Genomic DNA, 14,956 nt, shown 5'->3' with positions numbered 1-14,956 from the left:
TAGATAGGTTTAGTGCTGGATGAAAAAATTAGACTTCTGCAAGACTAGCCCAAGGTAAATCTGGCGGGGTATGCATGAAACTGCCTTACTCTTTCTTAGTAGCGCCATTTCTGTAAATCTTTCAATATTTTAAAATAAAATTTCAATAGCTATTGATTTATTAATACGCAGGTTATAGTTTTGTTGCTATTAACTTAGTGCGTTAAGTAAATGAATCATTCTTCTACCCGTTGGTTTATTGTTTTCCTGCTTTTTGTGGCTACCGGCCTCAGCTTCCTGGACCGACAGGTACTCTCTATTGCGATCATCAAAATCCAGAAAGAATTTGCCTTTACAGATGTACAGTACGGCATGATTAACACCAGCTTCCTGATCAGCTACGCCGTGATGTTCACCCTGGGCGGATGGCTGATCGATAAAATCGGGAGCAAAGCCGGACTGGCCCTTTCGGTTGGACTATGGTCCGTGGCCAACTGCATGCACGGTTTTATGACTAGCTTCAATCAACTGCTCGCCTTCCGGTTTTTACTGGGTATGGGCGAGGGAGGATGTTTTCCGGGTGCTGCCAAAACCGTGTACACCTGGTTTGATAAAAAAGAACGGGCGCTGGCCAATGGCATTGCCATCGGCGGTTCGGCCATTGGGGCGGTAGTGGCTCCGCCACTTACGATTTGGCTGGCTTCTTTGTACGGATGGCGGGGCGGTTTCATCGTTCCGGGATTGGTAGGCATAGTATGGGTAGTCCTGTGGCTTGCGGTTCCGTGGAAGAAAAATGTACCCTCAGTACAGCCTACTGATAGTCCCAGGATCGAAGACGGTAAGCAGACGGTTTCTTTTGTCAGCTTACTGAAAAACAGGCAGGTATGGATATTTATTTTAGTCCGGTTTCTGCTGGACCCGGTTTTTTATTTCCTGATGTTCTGGATTCCCAAGTACCTCAGTGAGGTAAGGAATGTGTCGTTCGAGCGAATCGGTAGTCTTTTCTGGATACCCTTTCTCGCCCTGGGTATTGCTAATATTCTGGGGGGAGGCCTGTCGGACCGATTAATAAAGGGCGGCTATTCCATCGACAGAGCACGTAAAACCATCATGGGGGTAGCGGCGGCGCTTACGCTGGTAGCTCCTGTTATTGAGTGGGTCGCTTCCGTAGAAGTAGCCATTGCTCTGATGTCCGTTTTTATGTTCGCTCATGGTTTCTGGATTACCAATTACATCACCTCTATTTCGGATATTTTTGGAGAAAAAGCTACCTCGACCGTGGTAGGACTCAGCGGAACGGCCGGAGCCGTTTCCGGGCTCTTGCTCAACCCTCTGATGGGGGTGATTATCCAGGACTATACCTATCGTCCTCTTTGGATCGCCTCGGGGCTGATGTACCCCATCGCTTTCGTTATTTTCCTGTTTTGTATTCCCAAAATCAAACCCCTGTACGACTCGGTCCTGCGACCGGTACCTACGGGGGATGCCTGAAGAGAGGGCCACGTTTTCCCGGGATTTTTTTTGACAAAATTTACTTAGTGCACTAACCAGACAACAATTTAAAAAATGAAGAATAACACGGCAGTACAAGGGGAAGCGGCTGAAAACCTGCTACCTCTCCGGCATCGAAAGCAAAGCAAAGCCAGAATCGGAGTATTTGGAGTAGGGTACTTTAAATACTGGAGTCAGTTCGACGGACTACTGGATCAATTGCTTCAGAAGCAGGAAGCACTGCTCCATAAAATTGAAGCCATCGGCGATGTGGAGATCCTGGATTTTGGCCTGATCGATGACGCCACCAAGGCCTACGAACTGGTCCCGAAGCTGAAAGGGGCCAACCTGGACCTGATATTCTGCGACATGCTCACCTACGCTACATCCAGTACCTTCGGCATCATCATCAAAAGCATCGATACGCCCATTGTACTGGTAGCTCTACAACCCGACAAGGCTCTGGATTATGGGAACGCGTCCACCTACCTGCAGCTCTACAACGACGACATCTGTTCGCTGCCCGAATTTGCCGGGGTGGCGGTCAGGATGGGCAAAAAGGTACCGGAAATGATCATCGGCACTCTGCACGACGACCCCGCTGCCGAAGCAGAAATCGAAGAATACTGCCGGATCGCCCGGGTACTGCACGATCTGAAAACCGCACGCATCGGACACATTGGGCATCCCATCGAGGCTATGCTGGACATGCATTCGGATTCTACCATGCTCACCGCCCATTTCGGTCCGCACATTGTCCAGTGCGAGGCGCACGAAATTGTTTCCCGTTTCCGAACGGCCGCCGATGCGGAAATCGACCCCGTCAAGGAGCGGATTCTGGATTTCTTCGATACGCCGGATCCGGTATCTGATCCCATTTCGGAAAAGCTGAAAGATGCCGATCTGCACATTTCGGCCCAGGTCACGGTTGCCCTCGAAAAATTTGTAAAGGATAAGAACCTGGATGCGCTCGCCTACTACTACGATGGCGAAGACGGAAGTGATACCCGGGTCGTAATGTCCAATCTGATCGTAGGCAACTCCCTGCTGACCGGGGCGGGATTTCCGATGTGCGGGGAGTCGGACCTGAAAACTTGCATCGCTATGCTGATTATGGAGCGGCTGGGCATCGGGGGTAGCTTCGCCGAATTCCATCCCGTCGATTTCAGGGAAGACTTTGTGCTGGTTGGGCACGACGGCCCTCACAATGTGGCCATCGCCGAAGGGCGGCCGGTGTTGCGCAGCCTTAAGAAATACCACGGAAAACCAGGTTTCGGGGCGGGTGTGGAGTTTCAGATCAAGGAAGGGCCCATCACTATGCTCAGCATCAGCTCTACCTACGAGGGCAAATTCAAATTTGTGCTGGCCGAAGGGGAATCACTCAAAGGGCCCATTCCGCCTACGGGCAACACCAATACCCGGGGCTTTTTCAAGCCCGACGTCAGGACTTTTTTGAAGCGGTGGATGAAGGAAGGGCCCACGCACCATTTTGCTCTGGGGGTTGGGCACCATGCCGGTACCATCCAGAAAATAGCTAATTATCTCGGCATCGAATCCGTAGTAATCAATTGAGGGAGAAGTAGGTACCTCCCTAATTCTAAATTCTCACTTCTAAACCCTTTAACCATGGAACACATTTTCAAGCATCGCCTGGCGCTGCTGTTCTTATGCCTGGCCGCGGGTCTGTCGGCGCTCTTATCGAAAGCCAGCGCCCAATCGGCCGAAAAACAACTTGTTCAGGGTAAGGTAACTTCTGCCGAGGATGGAAGTCCGCTGATCGGGGCTACCATTGCCGAAAAAGGTACCACGCTGGGTACTACGACAGATGCCAACGGCAACTTTCAGTTGAATGTATCGCCGGGAGCGACGCTGGTGGTCAGTTTTATCGGGTATGTCTTCCAAGAGGTACCCATTGCAAATCGTTCGCAGATTGAGGTAGCCCTGAAAGCGGACATGCAGCAACTCAACGACGTGGTGGTTGTCGGCTACGGTACCCAGCGGAAAAAGGATTTGACGGGTTCCATTGCCAAAATTTCCAACGAGCAGCTGATCCAGCCTTCGGCCGCCAGCTTCGATCAGATGTTACAGGGCAAAGCTCCGGGAGTGCAGGTAACCCAAACCACCGGGGCACCGGGCGGGAATATGAATATCCTGATCCGGGGCGTTAGCTCCATTACGGGCGGCAACCAGCCGTTGTACGTAATCGATGGATTTGCCATTGGCTCGGGCGGAGGTGGTTCCGATATGCGCAGCTACGGAGGCAATAGTTTTTCCTCAGCCGGCATGGCCAGCAATACCGGCAACCGGGTCAATCCGCTTGCTTCCATCAACCCTTCGGACATCGAATCCATCGAAATTCTGAAAGACGCTTCGGCTACGGCCATCTATGGGTCAAGGGGGCCAACGGCGTGGTGATAATCACCACCAAGCGGGGTACCTATGGCAAGTCACAAATCAGCGTGGATGCTTCCTATGGTTTTCAGGAGGTGGCGCATAAACTGGAATTGTTGAACTCAAGGCAGTACGCCGATTACCTGGCTGATGGCCGCGACAATGCCTGGGTATATGCCGGGGGCAAAATAACGGACCCGAACGAGGTACGGTCGGCGGCAACCCGGGTCAGACCCGAGTTTAGGAACCCGGAATCCATTACCACGGATACCGATTGGCAGGATGTGCTGTTCAGAACTGCCCCGGTTAGGAACGTGCAGGTATCTTCTACCGGCGGTACCGAACAGGTCAAGTACTTCCTATCAGGGGGGTACTTTTCCCAGGAAGGAATCATTATCAATTCAGACTACAACCGCTTCAATTTGCGGGTGAACGTGGACGCCCAGGTCACCAAGCGGATCAAGCTGGGTACCTCTACGTTTGGTTCCTATGGGTTCGGGCGCTTTGCCAACACGGAATCCCACTACGGACAAGGCGGGCTGCTGAGTAATGCGTTAGCGGCCTCTCCTACAATTCCGGTGTACGACGATCAGGGCAACTACTACTTCAATCAGGCCGACGTAACCGATGGGCTGGGCTTTCTGGCCAACGTATTGGCGGTGAGTGAGGGTACCGACGACCGCCGGAAGGTCATGGACCTGGTTACGAACAATTTTGTGGAGGTAAACCTGACCAATGATCTTACTTTCCGCAGCTCCGTGGGTATTAGTTTTAGCTCGAACAATATCAAACTGTGGCGCTCCTCAGCGGTACCTAATTTCACCACCCTCAATTATCCGGCCTCGGCGGGTGTCTCCAAAGCCGAAAACTTGAACTGGCTCAATGAGAACACGCTGACCTACAACCGGGTGTTCAATAATAAGCATTTTGTGAATGGTCTGGTGGGGTTCACCGCGCAGAAAAACCGCTTCGACCGGGTATCAGTAGGAGCGTCCGATTTTCCTACGGAATACGTCCCGTTTATCACGGCGGGTATTGTGAACGCCGGTACCCAGACCGTTAATGAATGGGCGCTTCTGTCGGTTATGGCGCGGGTCAATTACTCCTACGCTGGCAAGTACCTGCTCACGGCCACCGTCCGCCGCGACGGTAGTTCCCGGTTCGGGGCCAACAACAAATGGGGCTCTTTCCCGTCGCTTTCTATCGGGTATAACCTGGCCGAAGAAGATTTCATGAAAGATGTCCGGTTCATCAGCAATCTGAAGCTACGAGCCAGCTATGGTATTTCGGGCAATAACCAGATCGGTGACTACACCCACATCGGTTTACTCTCCACCACCCGCTACATCAAGAACAATGCCCTGAATCCCGGCTTGGTACCCGCTACCTTATCCAATGATAACCTGACGTGGGAGAAATCGAAGCAAACCAATGTAGGTCTGGATCTGGGTCTTTTCAAAGATCGGGTCTCCCTCACAGCGGATGTATACAAGGATCTCAAAACCGACCTGCTCCTGGCGGTACAGCTTCCCGCCGCTTCGGGCTTCACCAGTTCCACCCAGAACATCGGGGATATTGAGAACAAAGGGTTTGAACTGGGAATTCAAAGTACCAATATTCTGAAGAAAAACTTTGAATGGAACACCAATTTTACCTTCAGTCATAACGAGAACAAGGTACTTAAGCTGGCTACCGAAGGGGGCGGATTGCCAATTCCAGCTACCAGATTACGGAAGTAGGGTCACCCATTTCCAGTTTTTATCTGATTCATAAGCTGGGGGTGTTCATGACCAGCGCCGAGTTGGATGGAGCGGCCTTGCAGCATCCCAAGACTCAAGCCGGTGATCTGAAGTTCGAGGATGTCAACGGCGATGGCGTGATCAACCAGAGCGACCGGAAAATCGTAGGTACCCCCTGGCCTGATTTTACCTGGGGACTGGATAATAATTTCAAACTGGGAAATCTTAGTTTGAATATCAGCCTGGTGGGTTCACAGGGTGCCTATACCTACCTGGATGCCGGCGCGAGCCTACTGGGATCGAATGGGGTGCAGAACAACCTGGCCCTTACGGATCGGCGATGGCGGTCGGAGGCCGATCCGGGCGATGGCATCATGCCCCGGTCCATCCGGAGCAACCATGCCCTGGGCTTTGGTACCTCCTCGCACTACCTCTTCGAGAATTCTTTCACCCGCATCCGGAACATCAAGTTGTCCTACGACCTACCCAAAACCCTGACCAGCGTTTTGCATTTGAACAACCTGAATGTGTACGTCAACGTAGCCAACGTGTACACCTTTACCGACTATCCGGGCTATGATCCCGAATCGAGCATCACCGGCGACAACGTCGTGAACGCGGGTATCGACTACCTGAATTACCCCTTGCCACGTACCTATACCCTGGGCATAAAAACAACTTTCTAAACCTACCGCTATGAAAAAATACATAACGCTAATCCTACTGGGGACCATGCTGAGTTCCTGCTCGGAATTCCTCAATCTCCAGCCCGAGTACCAGATCAACGAGGTTTCATTTTACAAAAGTGCCAAGGATTTCGAAACCGCTCTGGTGGGCAATTACGCCGGACTCCAGGTACTTTATAATACCGCCCTGGTCGACATCGGCGACCTGACGACCGACAACGCGGAAATAAAATGGACGTCGCCCACCGTGTCTGAAACCGAACTGGACGAGGTAAATCCCACCGCTTCCAATGATTTCCTCAACACCGTGTGGAGTGGTAGCTTTGCCACCATTGCCCGCAGTAACAATATCCTGTCGAGGCTGGATGATGTGAATTTGACCGAAGCCCAGAAAAACCAATTCAAAGGAGAATCTCTGTTTCTGCGGGCGTTCAGCTATTTCAATCTGGTTCGCCTTTTTGGCAATGTACCGATCGTAGACGTCGCTTTCCGGAGTCCTGATGCGATCATGGATTTTGACATGACCCGTCGGCCGGTGAGCGAGGTGTACGCCCTGATCACCAAAGACCTCACCGATGCCGCAAGCCTGCTGAATGGCATTACCCTGCCCAGTAAGTCCCAGGCCTCCACCGGAGCGGCTAAAACGCTGCTTGGAAAAGTGTACCTGACCACGAAGCAGTATGATCTGGCCAAAAACGTACTTAAAGAAATAATTGACCAAAAGACGTACTCGCTCAATCCGGATTATAAAAAACTGTTCACGAATGGCAACAGCGAGCTGCAGGAAACGATCTTCGAAATCAAGTATCTGTCGGGCAATGTGGGCGAAGGCAATTCCTTTTCCAGTATTTTCACCCCCGCCCGCTTCGACATGGCCATCTTTCCGGGCAATATGCAGGGCTCGGGCCGGGTACTGCCTACCAAACAGATGGCCAATGTATACGAGCCGGGTGATTTGCGGAGAAAGGCCTCCATCGGTGACTCGGTAAGGCTGAATACCGGCAAGTACGAAAAGGAGACCTACGGGCTCAAATTTGTGGATTTTACAACCGGCATTGTGGGTGATGGGGGCATCAACTTTACGGCTCTGCGCTACGCGGATGTGTTGCTGATGTACGCCGAAGCATTGAACGAAACCAACGGTACCCCCGAGGCCCATACCTACCTGAATATGGTGCGGCAACGGGCTGGGCTTGCTCCGCTTTCGGGATTGTCCAAAGCTGAATTTACGCTTGCCCTCGAAAAAGAAAGAAGGGTGGAGTTTTTGTTGGAAGGCCACCGCTGGTTCGACCTGGTACGTACCGGACGGGCACAGGAAGTTTTGAACAAGTACTTTCAGGACAATGGCCTGAGTTTTACGGTCGCTCCCCACGAGCTGATCATGCCCATACCACTGCGGGAAATCGACATCAATCCCAACTTGGGTCAGAATCCAGGCTATTGAAATAACAAGTTGGGCCATGAACGCCGGGAAGGCTTCATGGCCCGCTATTTCCTAAACCCTTTTGAAATGATGCATTTTGTCAAAGGAATTCTCAGGTACCCCTTCTTGCTTTTCCTGCTGTCTATACCGCTGGTTGGCCAGTCCCAATCCAACCTGGGTACCCTCAAAGGCAGAAACTTCAACAACATCACGCTGGAGGCTTCGCTGAAACCTTTCAAGAAGAACGACCAGGCCTACATCCGCGAGGTAGCCACGGAAATGTTCACGCAGTGGCACTCGCTGCTGCGCCATACCGACACGGTATCCGTAATGCTATGGACCGGCGATGGGTCGGAGATTCTGGATTACAAGGGTACCCCGTCCGAGCCCCTCGAATGGGCCAGGTACCTGGGCAATCCCAACACCCAGCATGCCGTAGGCTCCGGCCCCGAGGAGCTTTCCATTCACGAAAGGGCCTACCTTTATATGGAGAATCCGCCGGTGTTTTCGTACGCCGATCTGGCCTTTATCATAAAAACGCTGAAAGAAGAAGGGCGGAAAGTTACGGGTAAGCCCATTCAGGTGGGTGCTACGTTCGATCCCGGGCCCGAATTCGCTAAGTCGGAGTTCAAGTACAAGAAGCACCCCGAAATCCTGGGTGGCAACGCCATGGGACATAAAAGCTTCGTAAGCTGCTACTCCGTGCTAAACGCCGATCGGGAGGCCTACGCGGGCTTTCCCAAGGGTATCCCGGCCAATACGCCCTTTGGTACCTTCTTCGGTCGGCAAAGTCAGCATTTTCTGAAGGATCTGGGCTACGATTTCATCTGGTTCAGCAATGGCTTCGGGTTTGGGGCCGAAGGCTGGTCGGCCACCGGAGCTACCTTTACCGGTAAGGAATTTGAGCAGGAAAAACTGGCCGGGCTTACCGCCAAAATCAATGAGTTCTGGCAGTTGTTCCGGAAGGAATGCCCTACCTTTCAAATCCAGACGCGCGGTACCAATCTGTCGGTGGGCGCCGACCTGGCCCGCGATGCGGTGAACCTGAAGCAGATCTACGAGGGCGGATACAACATGCTGCCCCCACCCAACTCGCCCTGGGCGGCTCTGGATGGCGATTTCGGGCTGGAAATGGTGGGGTACATGTCGCGCATGGCCGAATTGCCCGACAACCGGTTCTTGTTTCGCTACTATACCCACGATCCCTGGTGGCTCAACAGTCCCTGGCTGGACCGCTACGGGCGGGAGCCGCACGATATATACCTACCCATGGCGGTGAGCCGGATCGATGCCAATGGAGAGATCGGTATTCCCACGCACCTCAATTTCCTGACTATCGACAATTCACTGGGCGAAATGCCAACCCAGGTACCCGACGAGGTCACGCCGCACATTCTGAAAGCCCGCTACGATGCACCTACTGCGCCCGGTCCGCTGGTGTGGGTGTATCCCTTCGATGAGTACCACCGCTGGGCGTATGAAGCCAAAAATCGTTTGCCGGAAGTGTACTACGGCGACTGGTACATCCGGCAGGCGATCAATAATGGTTTTCCCCTTAATACGGTCATTTCCACGGGTTCTTTCCAATCGGTTCTGGGCAAGAAACCGGATTATTTTAAAGAGTCCACGCTGGTGACGATAATGCCTGATGCAGGTACCCCCTGGAAAAAGCGTTGATGGAATTTGTGCAGAAAGGCGGAAAGCTCATGCTGTTTGGCCCCGCCGATCACGCCAGTCCGCAGTTTCTGGATTTTCTGAATTTACAGAACGAAGCCCCACTGGAAGGAGAATTTGAAATCAAATCGTCCATGAAAGGAGATGTTTTGGAAAGAGGGTACCCCCACCGCATCAACCACCGCGCACTGTTCGGCGGCGGGGGCGTGAGGACCAGTCTGAAAGACCGTTCCGATGCCAGCACGACATTGCTAGTACAACTTGAACAGGCCGGAAAAACCCGTGATGTCGTGTGGGTCAGATCCCGCCCGGAATGGGGAGGCGGTAAAGTAGCCTACCTGCGGGGTACCAATTCCAGCAGCTTCACCGGAGGGCGTTTACTCACTCCGGATGATCCCGAAAAGTGGTTCATCGGTCCGCTCCACCTAAGGTACCTGTTGCCCGAATTTGGCCTCGGCCACCTGGTGGAAAAGCAGGACCCTTCCCTGAAAAATCCGGTTTTGACCATTTCGAGAAGCCACAATGCTTTCCTGTTTTCCGGCTATAATCCCAGCAGCACTGTAAGGCAGCACTTCAAATTCCAACAAGGTGCTCCCCTGTTGCTCGGATTGGAAACCAAACTGGAAAAGGGAAATTCGACCTACACCATGCCCACAGCCTGGAACCGCGAGTGCCGGGCCTTTGTGGAGCAAAATGAGGGAATCGTTACTTTCCGGGAGTTGCACTCGGGCCAGAAAGGTATCACCAAACGGTACAGCATCGAGGGGCTTCAAAACGCCACGGTTCGGATTTATCCCGAGGATCACGTTACGGAAGAACAGTTTCATACCTACGTCAATGCCACCTACCCCTGGAAAACCGGCCAGGTACCCTTCAAGCGGGGCGACGATGCGTTAGGAAAGCATTATGTAGTGGAAAACGTGACGGGAAGCCTGGTAGTCTCCTGGTGATATGATGCATACCGTGGGATGCCCCTATGTGGCATCGAGCCAGTTTCATTTCCATGCTTTGCCATGCATGATCTCTAAAACCTTTTGCTTATGAAAGCCTTCTTTTCTCTTTTTCCGGTTTTTGTTATTTTAACAGCCGTTGGTCTGCTATCAAATACCAACCTACCCCCAACCGGAAAATTAGCTGATTACGAATCGCTGAAAGCGGGCTTCAAAGATCCTCGGGGTACCGCGCGCCCCAAGGTATACTGGTGGTGGCTCAATGGCCACACTGACACCACCTTGCTCAAAGAAGAATTGCGCAGCATCAAAAAGGCTGGCCTGGGCGGGGTGGATATCTTCGAAATCGGTTTTCGGCCTGATGGCCTGGTACCTGCCGGCCCGAAATTCATGGGCGATAGTTCGCTGAATACCATCGTGTGCGCGATTCGGGAAGCTACCCGGCTCAATCTGGAAGTGGGTCTGAACCTGGCCAGTAGCTGGAATGCCGGCGGCAGCTGGGTGACCCCCGAGTATGCCGCCAAATCGCTCTATGTATCAAAGCTGAAATTGTCCCAGCCGGGCCGACAAACCATCAAGGTACCTTTTCCCGACATACCCAAAAAAGACAGCCGCGGCGAACTTTATATTCCATTGGGTCCGGATGGCAAGCCCGTGTATCAGAAAGAAGTGGCCGTTCTAGCCATTCCTGCCCAAAAAACCGGTGGTCATTTGGATACTGCCCGAATCGTGGATGTGTCACGCTTTTTCAATTCCAAAACCGAAACCCTAACCTGGGAGGTACCGCCTGGGACCTGGGAAATTCAACGCTATGTTTGCTCCAATTCGGGCGATCCACTGCTGTTGCCGAGCCCTAATTCCAAAGGACCCATCATCGATCACTTTGACTCCACCGCCACCCGGATGCATTTCATGTACTTCATCAACCGGCTCAGACCGGTGCTGGGGGATTTTCGGAAAACGGCTTTGAAAAATCTGTACTTAGCCAGCTTCGAGGCCAAAAATGCCCTGTGGACGCCGTCGCTGGCGGATGAATTCAGAAAAATAAACGGATACGATCTGGCCAAGTTTCTTCCGTATATTTTTGACAAGCAGGCTTTTGACTCCACAACCACCAACCGTTTCCGGCAGGATCTGAACCTGACGATTTCGGAACTGATGATCAATAACCACTACCGGAAAGGAAAGGAAATTGCCAATGCATACGGGCTAAACCTTATTTCTGAATCGGGCGGGCCAGGGCCACCCCTGCACAATGTACCCGTGGAAGCCATCAAGGCGCTGGGTTCGCTGGATGTGCCCCGCGGCGAATTCTGGATCAACCACGAGCGGCTGGACGAAACGAAGGATAGCGTTGATTTGCTGATGCTGGTCAAGGAAATAGCGGCGGCCTCGCATCTTTATCAGCGCAAAATTACTGAGCTGGAAGCCTTCACCAGCTTTCAAAACTGGCAGGAAGGCCCCGGCGACATGCGGCCCGTAGGCGACCGGGCCTTTTGCGAAGGGATGAGCCGGGCGGTGATCCACGGCTTTACCCACAACCCGACCCGGGAGGGGTACCCTGGCAACGTCTACGCGGCGGGTACCCATTTCAATGTCAAAACCACCTGGTGGCCCAAGGTGAAGCCATTCAGTGACTACCTGGCGCGCGTGTCCTACCTTTTGCAGGAAACTAATTTTACGGCGGATGTCCTTTATTACTACGGCAATAAGGTACCTAATTTCGGCACCCCGAAAAACGCCCGTTTTGCGGTAGGCTCGGGCTACGATTATGAAATCATCAATACCGAAAAACTGCTGAATGACCTCCGCGTACAGGACGGGCTGCTGACGCTGCCCTATGGTGCCCAGTTCAAAGTGCTGGTGCTGGACGAAATCGTTGGGGATGACCCCGCCGTGCTGCGCAAAGTGGAGGAGCTGGCCCAAGCGGGCGCCGTCATCACCGGTACTAAACCCGAAGGTACCTGGGGAGACAGCCGACAAGTGGCGGACCGGCTATGGGCTGGTGCGGGGAATTTTTCAAAAAATGAAGTGAAGAAAGGGAAGGTTTTTACCACACCGGCGCTGCAAATTCTGCAAAAAATGGGCGTCAAGCCCGATTTTGACTATCCCGACAAAGGGTCGACCCGATTGGACTACATGAAAAAAAGTCAGCCCGTGCTCGACTTCATTCACCACCGGAAAGAAGATCTGGATTTTTACTTCGTCAGGAATACGCAGGATAAAGCCCTGTCCCGGTTGTGCTCTTTCCGGCAGCAGGGGAAGGTACCCGAATTGTGGGACGCTCAAACCGGCGAAGTCATTCCCATCGGCGTGTACGAGCAGGAAGGGGAGCTCATCAAGGTACCCTTGACTTTCACACCCCACGGCTCCTATTTCGTCGTTTTTTCAAAAGCTGACCGACCATCCCCGCACATTCGGGAAGTCACTTCTGCTTCGCCCCATCCACCCCTGTTTTCCTATACATCCCGGGGTTTGGAGTTTCTGGCGGAGGGTACCTATGTACTGAAAGGTACCTCAAAAACCCGGACCGTCGAAAACAAAATCGAAGTTGAGCCCATTGGGGGTAGTTGGGAGGTGCACTTTACCAAAGGCTGGGGCGCGCCCGAAAAAGCTACCTTTCCGGAGTTGACTTCCTGGGCGGCCTCGTCCGATAAGGGAATTGCGCATTATTCGGGTACGGGTACCTATACCAAGGACTTTACTTACACCCCATCCGCTCCATCTTCGGGCCGGGTGTACCTGGACCTGGGCGAGGTGGGTAAGGTAGCGGAGGTGTGGCTGAACGGTAAGTCGCTGGGCATTACCTGGACGGCTCCCTACCGCTACGACGTAACCGATGTCATCAGGCCGGGCGCGAATGCCTTGAAAGTAGAAGTAGTCAACACCTGGGCCAACCGGATTATCGGGGATATTCGGGATAAAGAAAACTACACCCGTACCAATCTCAAAGTGAGGGCATCAAGGGAATTACTTTGGTCCGAAGCCCCCCTGCTGGAATCTGGCCTGCTGGGGCCCGTAACGATCAGAACCGTCAAACCGATTGAGCTATGAACCGTATAGCCTGGGTGCTGGGTACCCTGCTTTCAATAAGTATTGCTGGCTTTGCCCAGGACAACCGCTGGCCCGACCGTCAGGAATATCTGTCTGCCGTGAAAAAAGAGTTGAAGGCGGTATGGCCGAACAACCGAACGGTCAACATTGTCTTCCACGGGCATTCGGTTCCGGCGGGCTTCTGGCACGATCATGAGGTACATACCCTCGAATCGTATCCGCATCTGGTGCTGGAAAAGCTGAAAGAAGAATATCCCTACGCCGTCATTAATGTGATCGTCACCGCGATCGGTGGAGAGAATTCCCAGAAGGGTAGCCTGCGGTTTGAAAAGGAAGTGCTCAATCACCGGCCGGACGTCCTGCTGATCGACTATGCGTTGAACGATCGGTTTCTGGGACTTGAAAAAGCGAGGGTAGCCTGGGAGGATATGATCAAAAAAGCGCTGGCCCAGAACATCAAGGTCATTCTGCTGACTCCTTCCCCCGACCAGCGGGTGGATTTGTTGGCGGCTGACAATCCGCTCGAGCCGCACGCGGAGCAAATCAGGCAATTGGCGGAACGGTTTCAGGTAGGTCTGGCCGATCCGTACGCGGAGTTCAAAAAAATAGCCGCCCAGGGCAATCTACCCGATTATATGTCGCACGTCAACCATCCCAACCGCGCGGGACACCAGATTATTGCCGATACCATTGTGAAGTGGCTGATCGATAAAAAAGAAAACTAGGCCTGCGTAGCTTTATGACCGTGATCCTGATAGTCCGGATTGGCGATGATGGCAAACTTGTACTTATCGCCGCGGTAGTAGGAGCGCTCCAGTTCTACCACCTTGCTTTGGGTACAGACCACCGCACTATCCAGAATGAACATGGGGGTAGCTTTTTTGAGTTCAAAATTGTTCTCCCTGGCGTCGGGTTGCACGATTTCCACGCTCAGGGTCTGTTTGACTTCTTCGATCTTGAGGTGGTAGGTAGTCTCGTAAGTTTTAAAATAGGAGATTTCGGTGGGTAGCCGATTGATGTTCGGGCAGAGCCTGAGGGATACGTATTTCAGCTCGTCCTTGATAATTTCCTCATCTGCGTAGCGCAGCTGATGGATTTTCAGCACCGGTCCGTCGATGATAAAATGCTTGCCTCCGATCTCGGACGATATGCCATCCGGTAGGATCGTTTTTTCCAGCACCAGGTTTTTGGGCAGAAAGCCTTCGGCCAGCAAACTCTCGTGAAACCCCCGCCGGGTGGCGTAGATCGAGCCCAGGGTACGTACTAGGTGGTGGTCGGGCGTGCGATTCAGCACGTAGGTACCTCTGCCTTTGATCCGCTTTACCCAACCCTTCGATTCCAGATCCAGCAGACTCTTGCGGGCCGTGGTGTTGCTGACCTGGTGGTCGCGGATCAGCTCGTTTTCCGACGGAATCTGATCCCCAGGTTGTAGTTCACCCGCTTTGATTTTCTCAACAATGGCTTCACTGATTGTAATGAATTTGGGCTTCATCGTTATGCTGGAATGAGGTAATGGGGATAGGCGATTGCGGAATGCGGTTTTTATCCTCCCCTCAAGTCTTACCGAAC

Annotated in this window: 11 protein-coding genes; 10 read left to right on the top strand and 1 reads right to left on the bottom strand. The window is 52.8% G+C overall.

Features of this window, described 5'->3' with window-relative positions:
* Window positions 1-210: 210 nt before the first annotated feature.
* The 10 genes from GBK04_RS11325 (at window position 211) to GBK04_RS11295 (ending at window position 14,112) form a co-directional block, all read left to right on the top strand.
* The gene (locus GBK04_RS11325) at window positions 211-1,470 is read left to right on the top strand and encodes an MFS transporter (protein WP_152759731.1); all 1,260 of its coding nucleotides are present in this window, start codon (window positions 211-213) and stop codon (window positions 1,468-1,470) included.
* 75 nt (window positions 1,471-1,545) lie between these two features.
* Window positions 1,546-3,042, top strand: a complete 1,497-nt coding sequence (locus tag GBK04_RS11320) for an L-fucose/L-arabinose isomerase family protein (protein WP_152759729.1) — start codon at window positions 1,546-1,548, stop codon at window positions 3,040-3,042.
* Between the two features lie 54 nt (window positions 3,043-3,096).
* Entirely contained in the window at window positions 3,097-3,885 is a 789-nt protein-coding gene (locus tag GBK04_RS30550) for a TonB-dependent receptor plug domain-containing protein (protein WP_373330900.1), read from the top strand.
* The gene (locus tag GBK04_RS30545) at window positions 3,879-5,600 is read left to right on the top strand and encodes a SusC/RagA family TonB-linked outer membrane protein (protein WP_373330899.1); all 1,722 of its coding nucleotides are present in this window, start codon (window positions 3,879-3,881) and stop codon (window positions 5,598-5,600) included. The genes GBK04_RS30550 and GBK04_RS30545 overlap by 7 nt, the downstream gene beginning before the upstream one ends.
* 47 nt (window positions 5,601-5,647) lie before the next feature.
* Window positions 5,648-6,286: a hypothetical protein gene (locus tag GBK04_RS30540; RefSeq protein ID WP_373330898.1), complete on the top strand. Its 639-nt coding sequence runs from the start codon at window positions 5,648-5,650 to the stop codon at window positions 6,284-6,286.
* 10 nt (window positions 6,287-6,296) lie between these two features.
* A complete protein-coding gene (locus tag GBK04_RS11310; protein WP_152759727.1) occupies window positions 6,297-7,730 on the top strand; it encodes a RagB/SusD family nutrient uptake outer membrane protein in 1,434 nt (477 codons plus the stop codon).
* A 66-nt stretch (window positions 7,731-7,796) separates the two neighbouring features.
* Window positions 7,797-9,386, top strand: coding sequence for a hypothetical protein (locus GBK04_RS30535; protein ID WP_373330897.1), 1,590 nt, complete (start codon window positions 7,797-7,799; stop codon window positions 9,384-9,386).
* Entirely contained in the window at window positions 9,386-10,333 is a 948-nt protein-coding gene (locus tag GBK04_RS30530; protein WP_373330896.1) for a hypothetical protein, read from the top strand. Before GBK04_RS30535 ends, GBK04_RS30530 begins: the two co-directional genes overlap by 1 nt.
* A 90-nt stretch (window positions 10,334-10,423) precedes the next feature.
* Window positions 10,424-13,387, top strand: coding sequence for a glycosyl hydrolase (locus tag GBK04_RS11300; protein ID WP_152759725.1), 2,964 nt, complete (start codon window positions 10,424-10,426; stop codon window positions 13,385-13,387).
* On the top strand, window positions 13,384-14,112 hold the full coding sequence (locus GBK04_RS11295; protein WP_152759724.1) for an SGNH/GDSL hydrolase family protein: 729 nt from the start codon (window positions 13,384-13,386) through the stop codon (window positions 14,110-14,112). The genes GBK04_RS11300 and GBK04_RS11295 overlap by 4 nt, the downstream gene beginning before the upstream one ends.
* On the opposite strand, the gene GBK04_RS11290 is transcribed toward GBK04_RS11295, so the two are convergent.
* Window positions 14,109-14,879 carry a GntR family transcriptional regulator gene (locus GBK04_RS11290; RefSeq protein WP_152759722.1) on the bottom strand — a complete coding sequence of 257 codons (771 nt, stop codon included), beginning with the start codon at window positions 14,877-14,879 and terminating at the stop codon, window positions 14,109-14,111. The two genes, GBK04_RS11295 and GBK04_RS11290, sit on opposite strands and share 4 nt — an antisense overlap.
* Window positions 14,880-14,956 lie beyond the last annotated feature (77 nt).

Source organism: Salmonirosea aquatica (genome assembly GCF_009296315.1).
Taxonomy (GTDB): domain Bacteria; phylum Bacteroidota; class Bacteroidia; order Cytophagales; family Spirosomataceae; genus Salmonirosea; species Salmonirosea aquatica.
Note: the sequence above shows the minus strand (reverse complement) of the source record. Positions and strands in the feature narration are given on the sequence as shown.

Bases quoted from the DNA above. Each gene is read 5' to 3' on its own strand.
- GBK04_RS11310 (WP_152759727.1), top strand. From the start codon at position 6,297: ATGAAAAAATACATAACGCTAATCCTACTGGGGACCATGCTGAGTTCC.
- GBK04_RS30530 (WP_373330896.1), top strand. From the start codon at position 9,386: ATGGAATTTGTGCAGAAAGGCGGAAAGCTCATGCTGTTTGGCCCCGCC.
- GBK04_RS30550 (WP_373330900.1), top strand. From the start codon at position 3,097: ATGGAACACATTTTCAAGCATCGCCTGGCGCTGCTGTTCTTATGCCTG.
- GBK04_RS30535 (WP_373330897.1), top strand. From the start codon at position 7,797: ATGATGCATTTTGTCAAAGGAATTCTCAGGTACCCCTTCTTGCTTTTC.
- GBK04_RS11325 (WP_152759731.1), top strand. From the start codon at position 211: ATGAATCATTCTTCTACCCGTTGGTTTATTGTTTTCCTGCTTTTTGTG.
- GBK04_RS11295 (WP_152759724.1), top strand. From the start codon at position 13,384: ATGAACCGTATAGCCTGGGTGCTGGGTACCCTGCTTTCAATAAGTATT.
- GBK04_RS11320 (WP_152759729.1), top strand. From the start codon at position 1,546: ATGAAGAATAACACGGCAGTACAAGGGGAAGCGGCTGAAAACCTGCTA.
- GBK04_RS11290 (WP_152759722.1), bottom strand. From the start codon at position 14,879: ATGAAGCCCAAATTCATTACAATCAGTGAAGCCATTGTTGAGAAAATC.
- GBK04_RS30540 (WP_373330898.1), top strand. From the start codon at position 5,648: ATGACCAGCGCCGAGTTGGATGGAGCGGCCTTGCAGCATCCCAAGACT.
- GBK04_RS11300 (WP_152759725.1), top strand. From the start codon at position 10,424: ATGAAAGCCTTCTTTTCTCTTTTTCCGGTTTTTGTTATTTTAACAGCC.